This is a genomic window from Pseudomonas sp. Irchel s3f10, assembly GCF_900187515.1.
Lineage (GTDB): Bacteria > Pseudomonadota > Gammaproteobacteria > Pseudomonadales > Pseudomonadaceae > Aquipseudomonas > Aquipseudomonas tensinigenes.
In genome coordinates, this window is record NZ_FYDZ01000021.1 from 1 (window position 1) to 16,104 (window position 16,104).

Sequence of the window (16,104 nt, forward strand, 5' to 3'; positions counted from 1 at the left end):
ACCACGCAGGCGTTGGTGATGCTGGCTCGCAAACTTGCTCGGGTGGTATTCGCCTTGCTGAAAGGGCAAAGCGAATATCAGGCAAAAGTCAGTTGAGGGCTTCCCCTCAACCATAGAATCTCCCACAGGGAGTAGTGTCATTCGCAGAATAGTGTCAGCAGTGATGCCCCTATTAACTGTTGATCACACAATCTGCGGCGAACCGAGCTCCAATGTGGGAGCGAGCCTGCTCGCGAATGCGTCAGGCGGCGCGAAATCACCCTCAGCCACCAAGCGCAAATTCAACCGCAACCCCGCCCCGCCATTCTCCGCCCAAATACTCCCACCCTGACGCTGCACGGCATTGCGCGCGATGCTCAGCCCCAAGCCAAATCCACCGTCTCCGGGCCGCGAGCCGTCGAGTCGGGTGAACGGCGAAAAGATCCGTTCCAGATCCCCTTCCGCTACGCCGCCGCCCTGATCTTCCAGCCACAGATGCCAGAAATCGCCATCGCGCCGTCCATCCAGTCGTACGATCCCACCCGCCGGCGAATGCCGAATCGCGTTACGCAGAATGTTCTCCAGCGCCTGCGCCAGCGTGTTCAGATTGCCCCGCACCCAGCACGACGCTTCGACCGCGCACTGCAACTGCAAACTCGGCCAGCCGCTTTCGTAGCAGGCGTTATCCGTGAGCATTTCCCACAGGGCCTGGATCTGAATCGCCTCGTCAGGCAGTGACGTACGATCGGTATCGAGCCAGGCCAGTTGCAGGGTTTCCTCGACCAGACGCTGCATACCGTCGACTTCACGACCGATGCGCTCGCGCAGTTGCACCAGACCCTGTTCGCTTTCACTGGCGACACGCAAGCGGCTCAACGGCGTGCGCAATTCGTGGGACAGATCACGCAGCAGTTGCTGTTGCAGGGCGACTGTAGATTGCAGGCGCTCGGACATCGAGTCGAACGCCCGGGCCAGTTCACCGAGCTCATCCGGGCGCTGGGTGATGCCGCTCGACAACCGCACATTCAACTGGTCGGCGCGCCAGGCGTTGGCCTGTTCGCGCAAGTTGTTCAGCGGCACTACCAGAAGACGATAGAGACCGACGCACAGCAGCAAAGTGAACAACCCGGGAATCACGCCGTTAGTGATAACACGCCAGAACAGCCGATATTTACCCGGCAGAAATCGCTCGGGCAATTCGATCACCAGGCTGCCGGCGGACGGCTCTTTGGGAAACGGCACACGCAGCCACGGCCGGTTCTTTTTGTGAATCGGCCAGTCGAGGCCGCGCAAGAAGGTCAGGTGCTGGATTTCCTGATCATTGAGCGGAACACTGCTCAGCGACTGCAAGTTGCCGCCGATCACGCCGACCCAACTGGCTTCGCGCAACTCCATGCTCTGCAACCAGTCATCGACACCGCTGCGTCCGCCGTGCTGCCACGCCTGTTCCGCTTGCGCGGCATAACGGCTGAGGGTGCCGCGCGCTTCGTCGGAGAGGAACTGGTTGCGTTCCTCCATGTAACGGCCCCATGACCAGCTCAACCAGATCATCAGCAAACAAAATGCGACCAGCAGAAACGCCAGTTTCCAGAACAGTGAATGCCGCCCCGGCAGTTCAGAGCGTTTCATCGGCGGCGCTCAAAACGTAACCCTTGCCCCACACGGTGCGCACTTCACGCTCGGTGTAACCGATGGCTTTGAGTTTGCGGCGGATCTGGCTGATGTGCATGTCGAGGCTGCGGTCGTGCGCCGCGTAGCCGCGTTGCAAAACGTGCTGATAAAGGAAGGCTTTGCTCAGCACTTCCTCGTCATTGCGATTGAGGGTTTCCAGCAAACGGAATTCGCTGCGGGTCAGCCCGGCGGCTTGCTCGCGGAAAAACACATCGCATTGTTCGTCGTCAAAACGCAGCGTGCCGGCCGCCACTGGCGCCGCCAGCGATGCCGGGCGCCGATCCAGCGCAACCCGGCGCAGGATCGCTTCGATGCGCACATGCAACTCGGCCATGCTGAAGGGTTTGGGCAAATAGTCATCGGCGCCCAGACGGAAACCGCTGATGCGATCCGCCTCGGCGCCGAGGGCTGACATCAACAGCACCGGCGTCGAATGGCTCTGGCGTAATTGCGTCAATACCTGCAAACCGTCCAGGCCCGGCAAGAGAATATCCATCAGCACCACGTCGAACGGCTGGCGCTTGGCGATGCTCAGACCTTCCTGGCCGTTCTGGCACCAGGTCACCTGAAAGCCGCTGCGGCCCAGATGTTCGTGAACATAGGCGCCGAGAACCGGATCGTCTTCGATGGAAAGAATGCGTGGCTGGCCAGCGGAAACAGGAGTCATGAGTATCTGCAAGTAATTCTCAGTTGAGAGCGATTATTCAAGATTGTCGGACAGCGGGCAACTCAAGGTTGACCCACCTGACCAACGAGCACCCGCGCCCTGCCCCATCGCGACAGCATTTTTCCGGAGATTGCCTGCGAGCAAATCGCTACACTGCGCCCATGTCGCGTGCCGGATGCACGCATGAGTCAACAGATCAGCGGGATGCAGGAGATAGGCGTGCTCAAGAAACTGGGAATCAAAGGTCGCGTGTTGTTGCTGACCTTGTTGCCGACCAGCCTGATGGCGCTGGTGCTGGGTGGTTATTTCACCTGGACGCAGCAGTCCGACTTGCAGAGCCAATTGATGCAGCGCGGCGAGATGATCGCCGAGCAACTGGCGCCGCTGGTGGCCCCTGCCATGGGCCACGGCAACAGCGATCTGCTGGAGCGCATCGCCACTCAGTCCCTTGAACAACCGGACGTGCGCGCGGTGACCTTCCTCGCCCCGGACCGCTCACCGCTGGCCCACGCCGGCCCGACCATGCTCAATCAGGCGCCGAGCGGCGACAGCGCGCATTTGCAACGGCGCAGCGGCAATGACGCGACGCGTTACCTGATGCCGGTCTTCGGCAAGCATCGCAACCTCGCTGGCGAACTGATCCCGCAAGAATCCGACCGTTTGCTCGGTTGGGTCGAACTGGAGCTGTCGCACAACGGCATGTTGCTGCGCGGTTATCGCAGTCTGTTTGCCAGTCTGCTGCTGATTGCCGCCGGTCTGGCGGGCGCGGCGCTGCTGGCATTGCGCATGGGCCGCACCATCAACCGTCCGCTGAGCCAAATCAAACAAGCCGTCGCGCAGCTCAAGGACGGTCATCTGGAAACGCGCTTGCCGCCGCTCGGCAGTCAGGAGCTGGATGAACTGGCGTCGGGCATCAACCGCATGGCCGGTACCCTGCAAAACGCTCGCGAAGAACTGCAGCACAGTGTCGATCAGGCCACCGAAGACGTCCGGCAGAACCTGGAAACCATCGAAATCCAGAACATCGAACTGGATCTGGCGCGCAAAGAGGCGCTGGAGGCCAGCCGGATCAAATCCGAATTCCTCGCCAATATGAGCCACGAGATCCGCACGCCGCTCAACGGCATTCTCGGCTTCACCCATCTATTGCAAAAAAGCGAACTGACCCCGCGCCAGCTCGACTATCTGGGCACCATCGAAAAATCCGCCGACAGCCTGCTGGGGATCATCAACGAGATCCTCGACTTCTCGAAAATCGAGGCCGGCAAACTGGTGCTCGACCACATTCCGTTCAATCTGCGCGATCTGTTGCAGGACACCCTGACCATCCTCGCCCCCGCCGCGCACGCCAAGCAGCTGGAACTGGTCAGTCTGGTCTATCGCGACACGCCGCTGTCGCTGGTCGGTGACCCGCTGCGTCTGAAGCAGATTCTCACCAATCTGGTCAGCAACGCGATCAAGTTCACCCGCGAAGGCACCATCGTCGCCAGAGCGATGCTGGAAGAAGAACACGAAGACAGTGTGCAGCTGCGTATCAGCATTCAGGACACTGGCATTGGCTTGTCCACTCAGGACGTGCGTGCCCTGTTCCAGGCATTCAGTCAGGCGGACAACTCGCTGTCGCGCCAGCCGGGTGGCACCGGTCTGGGGCTGGTGATTTCCAAACGCCTGATCGAACAGATGGGCGGTGAAATCGGCGTCGACAGCACACCGGGCGAAGGCTCGGAGTTCTGGATCAGCCTGAGCCTGCCCAAGACCCGTGACGATGCCGAAGACTTGCCCTCGGCGCCGCTGCTCGGACGCCGGGTGGCAGTTCTGGAAAACCATGAACTGGCGCGTCAGGCCTTGCAGCATCAATTGGAAGACTGCGGCCTCATTGTCACGCCGTTCAATACCCTGGAAAGCCTGACCAATGGCGTCACTGGCGCGCATCAGACCGATCAGGCGATTGATCTGGCGGTGATCGGCATCACCAGCAACGACATGCTGCCCGAGCGCTTGAATCAGCATATCTGGGACCTCGAACACCTCGGCTGCAAAGTGCTGGTGCTGTGCCCGACCACCGAACAGACGCTGTTTCATCTGTCGGTGCCCAACCCGCACAGTCAACTGCAAGCCAAACCGGCCTGTACGCGCAAATTGCGTCGGGCGTTATCCGATCTGGCCAATCCCCGCCAACCACGCAACGAGCCGGGCGAACCGTTGTCGAGCCGCGCGCCGAAAGTGCTGTGCGTCGACGACAACCCGGCCAACCTGCTGCTGGTGCAGACCCTGCTCGAAGACATGGGTGCCAAGGTGCTCGCAGTGGAAAGTGGCTACGCGGCGGTCAAAGCGGTGCAGAACGAATCCTTCGATCTGGTGTTGATGGACGTACAGATGCCGGGCATGGACGGTCGCCAGAGCACCGAAACCATTCGCCAATGGGAAAGCGAGCGACACTGCACGCCGCTGCCGATTGTCGCGCTCACCGCCCACGCCATGGCCAACGAAAAACGCGCGCTGCTGCAAAGCGGCATGGACGACTATCTGACCAAACCGATCAGCGAGCGGCAACTGGCGCAGGTGGTGCTGAAATGGACCGGTCTGGCCTTGCGCAATCAAGGGCCGGAGCGGACCAGCGAAAATTCCGCTGGCAACAATGAACTGCCGGTGCTCGATCATGAGGAAGGTTTGCGCCTGGCCGCCGGCAAGGCTGATCTCGCTGCGGACATGCTGGCCATGCTGCTCGCCTCACTGGAAGCCGACCGCGAAGCCATTCGTACGGCGTGCGAAAACCGCGACCAGAACGCCTTGATCGAGCGCGTCCATCGCCTCCACGGTGCCACCCGTTATTGCGGCGTACCGCAATTGCGCGCGGCCTGTCAGCGTAGCGAAACCCTGCTCAAGCAGGGCGACCCGAAGGCCGTGGCAGCGCTGGAAGAACTGGAGCGGGCGATCAACCGGCTCGCGGCGCAAGCGAAGATCAGCGCCTGATCCACGGCAATACCGGCCAACACCGGCAGCGCTAAAGTGGGGTCAGGTGATTCAATCCGTGTCGATGTTCCAGGAGGATTTCATGCGCACGCTCGTTTTCAGTAGCCAGACTTATGACCGCGACAGCTTCCTCGCCGCCGATTGCCCGGCGGGTATCGAGTTGCACTTTCAACCGGCCCGGCTCAACCTCGATACGGCGGCGCTGGCCAACGAACATGAAGTGGTCTGCGCGTTTATCAATGACGACCTCAGCGCTGCGGTACTGGAGCGCCTGGCTGCGGGCGGCACGCGCCTGATTGCCCTGCGCTCGGCGGGTTACAACCATGTCGACCTGGCTGCGGCGAAACGCCTGGGACTGGCCGTGGTGCGAGTACCGGCCTACTCGCCACATGCGGTGGCCGAACACGCCGTGGCGCTGATCCTCGCGCTCAACCGTCGTCTGCACCGCGCCTATAACCGCACCCGTGAAGGCGATTTCAGCCTGCATGGCCTGACCGGTTTCGATCTGGTCGGCAAAACCGTGGGCATTGTCGGCACCGGGCAGATCGGCGCGACCTTCGCGAAAATCATGCACGGTTTCGGCTGTGAGCTGCTCGCCTACGACCCCGTTCCCAACCCGGATGTTCTGGCATTGGGTGCGCGCTACCTGAGCCTGCCGGAACTGCTCGCGCAGTCACGGATCATCAGCCTGCACTGCCCGCTCAACGAGCAAAGCAAACACCTGATCAACCGCGATTCACTGGCACACATGCAGGCGGGCGCCATGCTGATCAATACCGGTCGCGGCGGCCTGGTCGACACGCCCGCATTGATTGACGCCTTGAAGGACGGCCAGCTCGGTTATCTGGGCCTGGATGTCTATGAAGAAGAGGCGCAACTGTTTTTCGAGGATCGCTCCGACCTGCCCTTGCAGGACGATGTGCTGGCGCGGTTGCTGACTTTTCCGAACGTGATCATCACCGCGCATCAGGCCTTTTTGACGCGTGAAGCATTGGGCGCAATTGCCGCGACGACCTTGCACAACATCGCGACCTGGGCGGCGGGAACGCCACAGAACCAGGTCGAGGGCTGAGATTTCTTTCAGCTTATTTCGGTGAAAGCGAGGACGCCAGAATCAGCAACGCCAGCCAGCCGAAGCCAAAAAAGCGCTGTTTCATCGAGTGACCGTAGCGCAGCAGGAACCAGACGAAAACCATCGGCAGCAGGAAGATCATGATCTTCAGCCAGCCTTCCACCGGACGACTGCCGTCGGCATTGGCCTGCTCGGCAACAGGTTGCTCGGTTGGCTGCTGGCGCCGACGCCGCGCGGCGGCCGGCATGACTTTCGGCAAGGGTTGCGGTTCAGGCGCTGGAGCACTGACTTCGGGCACTGCCTTGTTACGCGGCAGACTGCCGAACGAGATTGTTGCAGCCTGTATGGGCGCGGCTGCGGTCTGCGCGTGTACTGCTTGCTCCGCCATTGGAGCCCCGCAATGAATGCACGCGTTGGCTTCGGAGCTGATGCTCTTCTTGCATTCATAACATTCGATCAGCGCCATGTTCCGTTCCTTCAGAGTCGAGGCCGGCAGTTTGCCATGAGCGTCGCCTCAATTGAACCTGATCGAAGGTCACACGCGCGCATCATTCTGCAATCAAGCCCGTGCTAGCATGTCGCGCATATTTGGAGGACCCATGGTCGAACACGATTTCCGCTACACCCTGATGAACCCGCAACACACCCTCACCGAATGCCGCGCCCTCGTTCCGGGCCGCTATCAGGTCACCGGCAACGGTGGCTCGATCCGCATCGGTGACGCCCTGCTGGTCACCCTCAAAGGCAGCAAGGACTTGTCCATGCGCCTGACCGTTGAAACCGTCCGCCACCTGATCAACCCGCCGGGCCAATGGACCGCGATGACCACGGGCCCAGTGTTCGGTGAACTGGCGATCCACACCTGGCAGGTCAACTGCGACAGCTGTGCCAAAGAGCTGAGCTTCGAATTCGCTGTAGACGCCAAACTCGGCAAAACCGCTGAGAAACCGGCTGCCACCGCACGCATCGCCGAGCTCGGCTGGAAAGCGGTCGGCGATAAACACCTGTGCCCGAAATGCCAGGAGCCTGCGTGATGAAACGCCTTGCCCTGACCGCGCTGGTGGGTGCCGGCCTGGTGGGTTGCGCCGCCGAACCCGTGCAACTGCAACAGAACCGCAGCTACATTCTGGAGTGGATCGGCGAGCGGCCGTTGATGGATTACAGCCATTTGACCGTGACCCTCGGCGACGATGGTCGCGCCTACGGCAACGGTGGCTGCAACCATTGGTTCGCGCCGTACACGCTGGAAGGTGACAAGCTGACCTTCGGCAAGATCGGCAAGACCCGCAAACTCTGTGCCCCGGCGCTGATGGAGCAGGAACAACGCTTCCTGCAGGCGCTGGAGCATGTCCAGCGCTGGGACATCTCGCCGATCGAGCAGATGCGCTTCTGGCCGGCAGAAGGCAAGCCGTTGCGTTGGTGGCTGGAAGAAGGCTAAAAAGCCCTCACCCTAACCCAGAGGGAGAGGGGACTGATTGGGGGATATTGGAGAGCTACGCCGACCTGAACGGCCTATGCCGAATCCATAATCGACTGGATCTTTTAGGTCGGTGAGTCTGCCAAAGCCCTCACCCTAACCCTCTCCCAGAGGGAGAGGGGACTGATTGGGGGATATTGGGGAGCTACGCCGACCTGATCCTGCTTTAGTGAATCCACAATCGACTGGTTTTTTCAGGTCGATGTAACTCGCCAGACACCTCGGTCGGCCCCCTCTCCCCCCGGGAGAGGGCTGGGGTGAGGGGCTTTTGACGCTACTTGGTCGCCTGCAACGCCTCCAGCTTCGCCATCACCCCCGCCGCCGTCTGCTCGCCCATCAATTGCTCACGCACCTTGCCCTTGTTGTCGATGATGTACGTCACCGGCAGCGCTTCACTGCGCGGCAACTCGAACAACTCCGCCGGATCCTGCGCCAGCACGGTGAACTTGATGCCCAGCTTCTCGCTGGCGTCTTTCAGCTCCACACCCTGCACGTTGTCGAAGTTGACCCCGAACACGCCTACGTTCTTGCTCTTCAATTCATCAGCCAGATGATTGAGTTCCGGAATTTCGGTCCGGCACGGGCCACACCATTCGGCCCAGTAGTTGAGCACTACCCACTGTTTGTCCAAGCGCTCGGACGCTACTTTCTGACCATTCTGGTCGATACCGTAATCATTGCCGCAGCCCCCCAGCATCAACGCCCCGATTATCGTCAATGCCGCTGCCAATCGCCGTGTCATGTCGTGTTCCTTGTGAAAATTTGAAGGCGCCTGCGACCCATTGCCTCCGAAGGTTCTGGATTGCGCGCTGCACAGTTAGAATAGCCGCCACTTTACGCCAGAAGCGACCCGCCATGACCGATCTGACGCTTTATCACAATCCGCGCTGCTCGAAATCCCGCGGCGCGCTGGAGCTGCTTGAAGCCCGCGGCCTGACCCCGAACGTCGTGCGTTACCTAGAAACCCCGCTGAACGCGGCGCAAATCAAGGCCCTGCTCGGCAAGCTCGGGATCAGCGCACGCCAGTTGCTGCGCACCGGGGAAGATGAATACAAAATGCTTCAACTGGCTGATGAACGCCTCAGCGAAGCGCAATTGATCGACGCCATCGCTCAGCACCCGAAACTGATGGAGCGACCGATTCTCGAAGTCGGCAACAAAGCCGTCATCGGTCGTCCGCCGGAAAATATCCTGGAGTTGTTGCCGTGAGCGCGCCGTACATTCTGGTGCTGTATTACAGCCGCAACGGCTCGACCAACGAGATGGCCCGGCAGATTGCCCGTGGTGTCGAGCAGGCCGGTCTCGAAGCGCGTTTGCGCACCGTGCCGGCAATCTCTACCGAGTGCGAAGCCGTGGCCCCGGCCATACCGGACGAAGGCGCGTTGTATGCCACGCTCGATGATCTGAAGAACTGCGCTGGCCTGGCCCTCGGCAGCCCGACGCGCTTCGGCAACATGGCCGCACCGCTGAAGTACTTCCTCGACGGCACCAGCAACCTGTGGCTGACCGGCGCCCTCGTCGGTAAACCGGCCGGCGTGTTCACCTCCACCGCCAGCCTGCACGGCGGTCAGGAAACCACCCTGCTGTCGATGATGTTGCCGCTGTTGCACCACGGCATGCTCATCACCGGTCTGCCGTACAGCGAGTCGGCGTTGTTGGAAACCCAGGGCGGCGGTACGCCTTACGGTGCCAGCCATCACGCTGGGGCTGACGGTAAAAAAGGCCTCGATCAGCATGAAGTGGCGCTGTGCCGTGCGCTGGGTCTGCGGCTGGCGAAAACCGCCCAGAAACTGGTGGGCTGAGATGGCGAAGAAGCCGAAGATTCTGCCGAGTGTCGAGTGGCTTGCGCCGCGCGTGAAAGCGATGCGGGTTGTCAGCCTGCTGAGCTTTTTCGCTTTGGCCGGATTGCTCGCTGCATACTATCTGGTCTTCGCCGACCTGCACGGTGCACGGCCGTGGGTGATTCTGCTGGTCGAGTTGATCCCGTGGATCGTCCTTGCCCCCGCGATGATCATGGGCAGCGCCCGTGGGCATTCGTGGATGTGTTTTGTGGTGAATCTGTATTTCATCAAGGGCGCACTGGCGGCGTATGACCCGAACCGACAGTGGTTTGGGGTGCTGGAGATGGTCGCGAGCCTGGCGGTGTTCTGCTCGGCGCTGCTGTATGTGCGGTGGCGGTATCAGTTGAATCGCAAGTTGGCAGGTGAAGGCGAGATCTCCGTCGCCTGATTGAAAAGATCGCAGCCTTCGGCAGCTCCTACATTTGGAATGCGTTTCCCTGTAGGAGCTGCCGAAGGCTGCGATCTTTTAGCTGTTCAATGGTTGACGGTGTAAGCGAGCATCATCGAAATCTGGCTCATCGCCCGCCCGCCGCTCTGCTCATGCCACTGGTTGAACGCATCCTGCACAATCGCCAGATCACGCAGACTGGTCGGCACCTTGTCGACGATCTTCTGTGCGTTCAGCGCCGCCACCACGTCGTAACTCGGCACAAACGTATCCTTGCCGACCATGCGCAAAAACCGTGGCGCCGACAGCCCGCCCAGTTGATGGCCGTGCTTTTTCAGGTACGTCCACAAACCGACGATATCAGTCACCGGCCAGTCGGCGATCAACGCACCGAAACTGCCCTTCTCCTTCTCCACATCGAGAATGAACTGCGCATTGCGCGGCACGCTTTTCAGCTTGCCGAGATGGCGAATGATCCGCGCGTCCTGCATCAGCCGCTCGAGGTGTTCGGCACTCATCAGCACGACTTTTTCCGGATCGAACTTGAAGAACACTTCTTCGAAGGCCGGCCACTTCGCGTCGACCAGACTGTGCTTGAGGCCGGCGCGAAATACGCGCAAGGCCATGGTTGAAAGGTAGCGGTCGTCGCTGATCTTGCGCAGTTGTGCCGGGGTCTTGGGAACGGGCAGATGGGCTTCCAGTTCAGCCGCCGAACCGAAGCGGTTCAGACAGTATTCGTGCAGCCACTTGTAATCGCGCATGCCCTCTCCTATTGAATGAAGCGAAGAAACCAACGTGGGAGCGAGCCTGCTCGCGAAGTGGGAGTCTCAGTCAACAAATCAGTTGAATGACACACCGCTTTCGCGAGCAGGCTCGCTCCCACATTTGAAGGTGTTTACAGGTTGACGACGTTGACGAAGCGCGAAGCCGCGGTCTCGTCGATCTTCAGGCTGGTGAAGTCGAACAGGTTGCGGTCGGCCAGTTGCGACGGGATCACGTTCTGCAGACTGCGGAAGATGCTTTCGGTTCGGCCCGGAGTTTTGCGTTCCCAGTCCTGAAGCATTTCCTTGACCACCTGACGCTGCAGGTTTTCCTGCGAACCGCAGAGGTTGCACGGGATGATCGGGAATTCCTTCAAATCCGAGTAAGCCTGAATGTCTTTCTCGTTGCAGTACGCCAGTGGACGGATCACCACGTTGCGGCCGTCATCGGCGCGCAGCTTCGGCGGCATGGCTTTAAGCGAACCGTTGAAGAACATGTTGAGGAAGAACGTCTCGACGATGTCGTCGCGGTGATGACCGAGGGCCATTTTCGTCGCACCGATTTCATCGGCAAAGGTGTACAGCGTGCCGCGACGCAGGCGCGAGCACAGCGAGCAGGTGGTCTTGCCTTCCGGGATCAGTTCCTTGACCACCGAGTAGGTGTCTTTCTCGACGATGTGATACTCGACGCCCAGCTCTTTCAGATAGGCCGGCAGCACATGCTCGGGGAACCCCGGCTGCTTCTGGTCCATGTTCACCGCGACGATCTCGAACTTGATCGGTGCAACCTTCTGCAGGTGCAGGAGCACGTCGAGCATGGTGTAGCTGTCCTTGCCCCCGGACAGGCAGACCATGACCTTGTCGCCGTCTTCAATCATGTTGAAGTCAGCAACCGCTTCGCCGGCCAGGCGGCGCAGACGCTTTTGCAGTTTGTTCTGGTTGACCGTAAGAGTGCCCATGACGCGAAATCCGTGAGGTGTGACGAAAGGCCGGCATTTTACGCAAAAACCCCGGGGTTGTGGGCACAGGTTGTCGCGGTCAGCCGACAACGGGTTAACAGACCCCGAGGCGATTACCCGCCCTGTTTACAGCGCGATTTGCTCTAAGCCCCTAATACCTGTGCGGGTAAGACCTTTCTATACTGCGACATAAGGTCGCACACATCTGAAGACCTGTATTTGCTCGGCCACCTTGGCCCGTAGGCGCTCCGCTGGGGGGCGATGGCAATAACAAGAGGAGTGACTGGCATGATCCATCACGTAGTGGGACTTTTTACCCACCCCGATCAGGAATGGAAGGAAATCCGTGGCGACCAAGAGGAAAGCATCAGCCACATGTACCTCACCCACACGCTGATTCTGGCGGCGATCCCGGCAATCTCGGCGTTTATCGGCACCACCCAGGTTGGCTGGGTGATCGGCAACCGCGCGCCGGTGATGCTCACCGTCGAAAGCGCAATCTGGATGACCGTCATGTCGTACCTGGCGATGCTCGGCGGCGTCGCGGTGATGGGCGCGTTCGTGCACTGGATGGCGCGCACCTATGACGCCAACCCAAGCCTTGCCCGTTGCGTGGCCTTCGCCACTTACACGGCGACACCGTTGTTTGTCGGTGGGCTGGCAGCGCTGTATCCGCATATGTGGCTGGGGATGATCGTCGGCACGGCGGCCATCTGTTACACGGTTTATCTGCTGTATGTGGGTCTGCCGACGTTCATGAATATTCCGTCGGACGAAGGTTTTCTGTTCTCAAGCTCGGTACTGGCGGTGGGCCTGGTGGTGCTGGTCGCCATCATGGCGTTTACCGTGATTGTCTGGGGGCTGGGCGTAGGGCCCGTTTATACCAACTGACTCGACAGGCTGAATACAGGCCGCCGCAAGGCGGCCTTGTCGTTTGGAGGATGACCATTCGGCAGCTTGGCGATTCGCAAGCGCACAGGGTTGCGGCATACTCGACGCCTCTGGAGATCCATCAAGCATGCCCGAGCAACTCAATACCCGCGTCGAAGACTGTTACCAACTCGCTGAATCCTTTTTCAAACGTTCTTTCCCACGCCCTGTCGTCAGTCTCAAGCTGCGCGGGCAAAAAGCCGGTGTCGCGCATCTGCACGAGAACTTGCTGCGCTTCAATCCGCAGCTGTACCGGGAAAACACCGAACACTTCCTCAAGCAGACCGTGGCCCACGAAGTCGCGCACCTGATCGCCCATCAGTTGTTTGGCGACCGCATCCAGCCGCATGGCGAGGAGTGGCAACTGATCATGCGCGGGGTTTACGAACTGCCGCCGGATCGCTGCCACACCTATGCAATCAAGCGCCGCAGCGTGACACGCTATATCTACAAATGCCCGTGCGCGGACAGTGATTTTCCGTTTTCGGCGCAGCGCCATAGTCTGGTGCGGCAGGGACGGCGGTATTTGTGTCGGCGCTGCCGGAGTACCTTGGTGTTCAGTGGTGAGATGCGCGTAGAGTGACTCCCTGATCGTTCCCATGCTCCGCGTGGGAACGCCGCCATGGACGCTCCGCGTCCACTGTGACGCAGAGCGTCACGGGATGCATTCCCACGCAGAGCGTGGGAACGAGCTACGCAACTACCTTTAAGGCTCGCAATTCAGCAATCCGCTCAACACTGAACCCCAACTCCCCCAACACCTGATCCGTATGCTGCCCCAACACCGCGCCAACATGCCGCGGCGCTGGCAACGCTTCGGAAAACTTCAACGGACAGGCCATTTGCGCCTGCGTCGTGCCATCCCCACGCGGCACCTGCGTCACCAGTTCCCGAGCCTGCAAATGCGGATGGCGCACCGCCTCACCCAGACTCAACACCGGCTCGACACACGCATCGATCCCGGCAAACATTTCACACAACTCAGCAAAGTCATGCTTTTCAAACTCCACCGTCAGCGCGTACTTCAATGCCCGCTGCTGCTCAGGTTTTGAGGACAAGCCCTGCGCCGCCAACTCCGGCCGCCCCAGCGCCGTACACAGTTGCTGCATGAACCCCGGTTCCAGACTGCCTACCGACATCCAGCGGCCATCGCGAGAGCGGTAATAATCGTAGAAGCTGCCGCCGTTGAGCATCTGATCTTCCCACTCAGGCTCTTCGCCGCAAGCCAGATAGCCGGAACCGGCCATGGCATTCAGGCTGAACGCACAGTCAGTCATGCTCACGTCCAGATGTGTACCCTGCCCCGTTTGTTGTCGGGCAATCACCGCCGCCAACAAGCCGATCACCCCGTGCAGCGAACCACCGGCGACATCCGCCACTTGCATGCCCAGCGGCAGCGGCCCGCTATCGGCGCGCCCGGTGTAACTGGAAAGCCCGGCCAGCGCCAGATAGTTGATGTCATGCCCGGCGCGGTCCTTGTACGGCCCGGTCTGGCCGTAACCGGTAATCGACACGTAGATCAGCTTCGGATTGATCGCCTTCAGCGCTTCATAACCCAGGCCCAGACGCTCCATCACACCGGGACGAAACTGCTCCAACACGATGTCGTAATCGCCCAGCAACTGCTTGACCACTTCCACGGCTTCAGGCTGTTTCAGATCCAGCGCCAGGCTGCGCTTGTTGCGATTGAGGTAGGCGTGACTGGCCGAGACTCCGCCATCATGCGGCGGCAATACCCGCAGCAGGTCCATGCGCGTCGGCGATTCGATGCGCAGCACTTCAGCGCCCATGTCCGCCAGCAACAACGAGGCGAACGGCCCCGGCAGCAGCGTCGAGAAATCGAGGATTTTCAGTGAGGCCAGCGGTGCAGACATGGGCGAACTCCTTGGGCGATGCACTCAGCCTAGGCAGCGATGCCGTGTACGGCAATCACCGGAAATGTCAGCGGGTGTGACCGTTACGCTCAAATCGCAGGCAAGAAAAAACCCGCCGAAGCGGGTTTTTCCAGGCAAGCAGTGCTTACTTCACATTGCTTGGGGTTGGGCCTTCAGCCACACCCAGGTCATCTTCCGGACGGGTATCAGCGATACCGCGGCCACCCGAGGCCAGCTCGGTTTGCAACTGATCGGTATCCAGCTCCTTGACCCACTTGGCAACCACGATGGTGGCTACTGCGTTACCGACCAGGTTGGTCAGTGCGCGGGCTTCGGACATGAAGCGGTCGATACCGAGGATCAGCGCCAGACCGGCCACCGGCAGGTGACCTACCGCCGACAGGGTCGCGGCCAGCACGATGAAGCCCGAACCGGTCACGCCAGCCGCACCTTTGGAGGACAGCAGCAATACCAGCAGCAGGGTGATCTGGTGAGTGATGTCCATGTGGGTGTCGGTCGCCTGAGCGATGAACACGGCCGCCATGGTCAGGTAGATCGAAGTACCGTCGAGGTTGAACGAGTAACCGGTCGGGATCACCAGACCCACCACGGATTTCTTCGCGCCCAGACGCTCCATCTTGATCAGCATGCGTGGCAGTGCCGATTCCGACGAGGACGTGCCCAGTACGATCAACAACTCTTCACGGATGTAACGCACCAGTTTAAACACGCTGAAACCGTGAGCACGGCAGATCGCACCCAGCACCACCACCACGAACAGGATGCAGGTGATGTAGAAGCAGATCATCAACTGGCCCAGTTGCACCAGCGAGCCGACGCCGTAGGCACCGATGGTGAAGGCCATCGCGCCGAAAGCACCCAGCGGCGCCAGTTTCATGATCATGTTGATGATGTTGAACATCACGTGGGCGAAGCGATCGATCATGTCCAGCAGCGGACGACCGTACGAACCCAGGCGATGCAGGGCGTAGCCGAAGATCACCGAGAACATCAGCACTTGCAGGATGTCACCGGTGGCGAACGCGCCGACGATGGTGTTCGGGATTACATTGAGGAGGAAACCGACAATGCTCTGGTCTTTACTGGCCGTCACATAAGTGGCGATTTTCGAGGCGTCCAGGGTGGTGACGTCGATGTGCATGCCGGCGCCCGGTTGCACAACGTTGACCACGATCAGACCGATCAGCAGGGCAATGGTGGAAACGATTTCGAAGTACAGCAGCGCGTAACCGCCGGTCTTGCCCACGGATTTCATGTTCTGCATGCCGGCGATGCCGCTGACAACGGTACAGAAGATGATCGGGGCGATGACCATTTTGATCAGTTTGATGAACCCGTCACCCAGCGGCTTGAGGGCCACACCGGTCTGAGGGTAGAAGTGACCAAGCAGGATGCCGATGGCGATGGCAACGATCACCTGGAAATACAGGGATTTGTACAGTGGCTGACGAGTCGTCATTGCAGGTTTCCTCAAGAGCCTCGCGTGGCAAC

17 protein-coding genes and 1 pseudogene are annotated in these 16,104 nt (G+C 60.2%); 10 read left to right on the forward strand and 8 right to left on the reverse strand.

The genetic code is table 11. The features are described from left to right. Positions 1-96, forward strand: a pseudogene (locus CKW17_RS30640) (IS110 family transposase); the annotation flags it as partial. Between the two features lie 87 nt (positions 97-183). On the opposite strand, the gene CKW17_RS27505 reads toward CKW17_RS30640, so the two are convergent. After that, a complete protein-coding gene (locus tag CKW17_RS27505) occupies positions 184-1,608 on the reverse strand; it encodes a sensor histidine kinase (RefSeq protein WP_095123028.1) in 1,425 nt (474 codons plus the stop codon). After that, positions 1,595-2,317, reverse strand: a complete 723-nt coding sequence (locus CKW17_RS27510; protein ID WP_095123030.1) for a response regulator transcription factor — start codon at positions 2,315-2,317, stop codon at positions 1,595-1,597. Before CKW17_RS27510 ends, CKW17_RS27505 begins: the two co-directional genes overlap by 14 nt. A gap of 219 nt (positions 2,318-2,536) precedes the next feature. On the opposite strand from CKW17_RS27510, the gene CKW17_RS27515 reads away from it, so the two are divergent. Together CKW17_RS27515 and CKW17_RS27520 are read left to right on the forward strand one after the other, a co-directional pair. Continuing rightward, positions 2,537-5,290 (forward strand): response regulator, encoded by a 2,754-nt coding sequence (locus tag CKW17_RS27515; RefSeq protein WP_095123094.1) that lies wholly within the window; start codon positions 2,537-2,539, stop codon positions 5,288-5,290. Positions 5,291-5,372: 82 nt separating this feature from the next. Then, entirely contained in the window at positions 5,373-6,362 is a 990-nt protein-coding gene (locus tag CKW17_RS27520; RefSeq protein WP_095123032.1) for a 2-hydroxyacid dehydrogenase, read from the forward strand. Between the two features lie 13 nt (positions 6,363-6,375). Here the strand turns inward: CKW17_RS27520 and CKW17_RS27525 are convergent, their stop codons facing one another. Then, entirely contained in the window at positions 6,376-6,828 is a 453-nt protein-coding gene (locus CKW17_RS27525) for a hypothetical protein (RefSeq protein ID WP_095123034.1), read from the reverse strand. 133 nt (positions 6,829-6,961) lie between these two features. Between CKW17_RS27525 and CKW17_RS27530 the strand changes: the two genes are divergently transcribed. After that, positions 6,962-7,396 (forward strand): hypothetical protein, encoded by a 435-nt coding sequence (locus CKW17_RS27530; RefSeq protein WP_038367468.1) that lies wholly within the window; start codon positions 6,962-6,964, stop codon positions 7,394-7,396. Then, positions 7,396-7,800, forward strand: coding sequence for an META domain-containing protein (locus tag CKW17_RS27535; protein ID WP_095123035.1), 405 nt, complete (start codon positions 7,396-7,398; stop codon positions 7,798-7,800). The genes CKW17_RS27530 and CKW17_RS27535 overlap by 1 nt, the downstream gene beginning before the upstream one ends. A gap of 313 nt (positions 7,801-8,113) precedes the next feature. Here the strand turns inward: CKW17_RS27535 and CKW17_RS27540 are convergent, their stop codons facing one another. Further along, positions 8,114-8,581, reverse strand: a complete 468-nt coding sequence (locus CKW17_RS27540; protein ID WP_007917494.1) for a TlpA disulfide reductase family protein — start codon at positions 8,579-8,581, stop codon at positions 8,114-8,116. Positions 8,582-8,694: 113 nt separating this feature from the next. On the opposite strand from CKW17_RS27540, the gene arsC reads away from it, so the two are divergent. From arsC to CKW17_RS27555, 3 genes are read left to right on the forward strand one after another with little or no spacing between them, the layout of a single operon-like run. Beyond that, entirely contained in the window at positions 8,695-9,048 is a 354-nt protein-coding gene (gene arsC, locus CKW17_RS27545) for an arsenate reductase (glutaredoxin) (RefSeq protein WP_095123037.1), read from the forward strand. Further along, entirely contained in the window at positions 9,045-9,641 is a 597-nt protein-coding gene (gene wrbA, locus CKW17_RS27550; RefSeq protein ID WP_093442184.1) for an NAD(P)H:quinone oxidoreductase, read from the forward strand. The genes arsC and wrbA overlap by 4 nt, the downstream gene beginning before the upstream one ends. A 1-nt stretch (position 9,642) precedes the next feature. Further along, positions 9,643-10,068, forward strand: a complete 426-nt coding sequence (locus CKW17_RS27555) for a DUF2069 domain-containing protein (protein WP_095123039.1) — start codon at positions 9,643-9,645, stop codon at positions 10,066-10,068. A gap of 86 nt (positions 10,069-10,154) precedes the next feature. Here the strand turns inward: CKW17_RS27555 and CKW17_RS27560 are convergent, their stop codons facing one another. Next, positions 10,155-10,829 carry a DNA-3-methyladenine glycosylase I gene (locus tag CKW17_RS27560; RefSeq protein ID WP_095123040.1) on the reverse strand — a complete coding sequence of 225 codons (675 nt, stop codon included), beginning with the start codon at positions 10,827-10,829 and terminating at the stop codon, positions 10,155-10,157. A gap of 134 nt (positions 10,830-10,963) precedes the next feature. Further along, positions 10,964-11,788: a tRNA 2-thiocytidine(32) synthetase TtcA gene (ttcA, locus tag CKW17_RS27565; protein ID WP_007917513.1), complete on the reverse strand. Its 825-nt coding sequence runs from the start codon at positions 11,786-11,788 to the stop codon at positions 10,964-10,966. Positions 11,789-12,076: 288 nt separating this feature from the next. Between ttcA and CKW17_RS27570 the strand changes: the two genes are divergently transcribed. Continuing rightward, complete coding sequence (locus CKW17_RS27570) at positions 12,077-12,679, forward strand: Yip1 family protein (protein ID WP_053122787.1); 603 nt, start codon at positions 12,077-12,079, stop codon at positions 12,677-12,679. A 127-nt stretch (positions 12,680-12,806) separates the two neighbouring features. After that, entirely contained in the window at positions 12,807-13,301 is a 495-nt protein-coding gene (locus CKW17_RS27575; protein WP_095123041.1) for a SprT family zinc-dependent metalloprotease, read from the forward strand. Between the two features lie 109 nt (positions 13,302-13,410). Here the strand turns inward: CKW17_RS27575 and CKW17_RS27580 are convergent, their stop codons facing one another. Together CKW17_RS27580 and CKW17_RS27585 are read right to left on the reverse strand one after the other, a co-directional pair. Then, the gene (locus tag CKW17_RS27580; RefSeq protein ID WP_095123043.1) at positions 13,411-14,592 is read right to left on the reverse strand and encodes a CaiB/BaiF CoA-transferase family protein; all 1,182 of its coding nucleotides are present in this window, start codon (positions 14,590-14,592) and stop codon (positions 13,411-13,413) included. A 145-nt stretch (positions 14,593-14,737) separates the two neighbouring features. After that, the gene (locus CKW17_RS27585; RefSeq protein WP_095123044.1) at positions 14,738-16,072 is read right to left on the reverse strand and encodes a dicarboxylate/amino acid:cation symporter; all 1,335 of its coding nucleotides are present in this window, start codon (positions 16,070-16,072) and stop codon (positions 14,738-14,740) included. Between the last annotated feature and the right edge of the window lie 32 nt (positions 16,073-16,104).

What these genes read in the sequence shown, in the direction of transcription:
- CKW17_RS27505 (WP_095123028.1), bottom strand. Translation starts at nt 1,608, where the DNA reads ATGAAACGCTCTGAACTGCCGGGGCGGCATTCACTGTTCTGGAAACTG.
- CKW17_RS27510 (WP_095123030.1), bottom strand. Translation starts at nt 2,317, where the DNA reads ATGACTCCTGTTTCCGCTGGCCAGCCACGCATTCTTTCCATCGAAGAC.
- CKW17_RS27520 (WP_095123032.1), top strand. Translation starts at nt 5,373, where the DNA reads ATGCGCACGCTCGTTTTCAGTAGCCAGACTTATGACCGCGACAGCTTC.
- CKW17_RS27525 (WP_095123034.1), bottom strand. Translation starts at nt 6,828, where the DNA reads ATGGCGCTGATCGAATGTTATGAATGCAAGAAGAGCATCAGCTCCGAA.
- CKW17_RS27530 (WP_038367468.1), top strand. Translation starts at nt 6,962, where the DNA reads ATGGTCGAACACGATTTCCGCTACACCCTGATGAACCCGCAACACACC.
- CKW17_RS27535 (WP_095123035.1), top strand. Translation starts at nt 7,396, where the DNA reads ATGAAACGCCTTGCCCTGACCGCGCTGGTGGGTGCCGGCCTGGTGGGT.
- CKW17_RS27540 (WP_007917494.1), bottom strand. Translation starts at nt 8,581, where the DNA reads ATGACACGGCGATTGGCAGCGGCATTGACGATAATCGGGGCGTTGATG.
- arsC (WP_095123037.1), top strand. Translation starts at nt 8,695, where the DNA reads ATGACCGATCTGACGCTTTATCACAATCCGCGCTGCTCGAAATCCCGC.
- CKW17_RS27555 (WP_095123039.1), top strand. Translation starts at nt 9,643, where the DNA reads ATGGCGAAGAAGCCGAAGATTCTGCCGAGTGTCGAGTGGCTTGCGCCG.
- CKW17_RS27560 (WP_095123040.1), bottom strand. Translation starts at nt 10,829, where the DNA reads ATGCGCGATTACAAGTGGCTGCACGAATACTGTCTGAACCGCTTCGGT.
- ttcA (WP_007917513.1), bottom strand. Translation starts at nt 11,788, where the DNA reads ATGGGCACTCTTACGGTCAACCAGAACAAACTGCAAAAGCGTCTGCGC.
- CKW17_RS27570 (WP_053122787.1), top strand. Translation starts at nt 12,077, where the DNA reads ATGATCCATCACGTAGTGGGACTTTTTACCCACCCCGATCAGGAATGG.
- CKW17_RS27575 (WP_095123041.1), top strand. Translation starts at nt 12,807, where the DNA reads ATGCCCGAGCAACTCAATACCCGCGTCGAAGACTGTTACCAACTCGCT.
- CKW17_RS27580 (WP_095123043.1), bottom strand. Translation starts at nt 14,592, where the DNA reads ATGTCTGCACCGCTGGCCTCACTGAAAATCCTCGATTTCTCGACGCTG.
- CKW17_RS27585 (WP_095123044.1), bottom strand. Translation starts at nt 16,072, where the DNA reads ATGACGACTCGTCAGCCACTGTACAAATCCCTGTATTTCCAGGTGATC.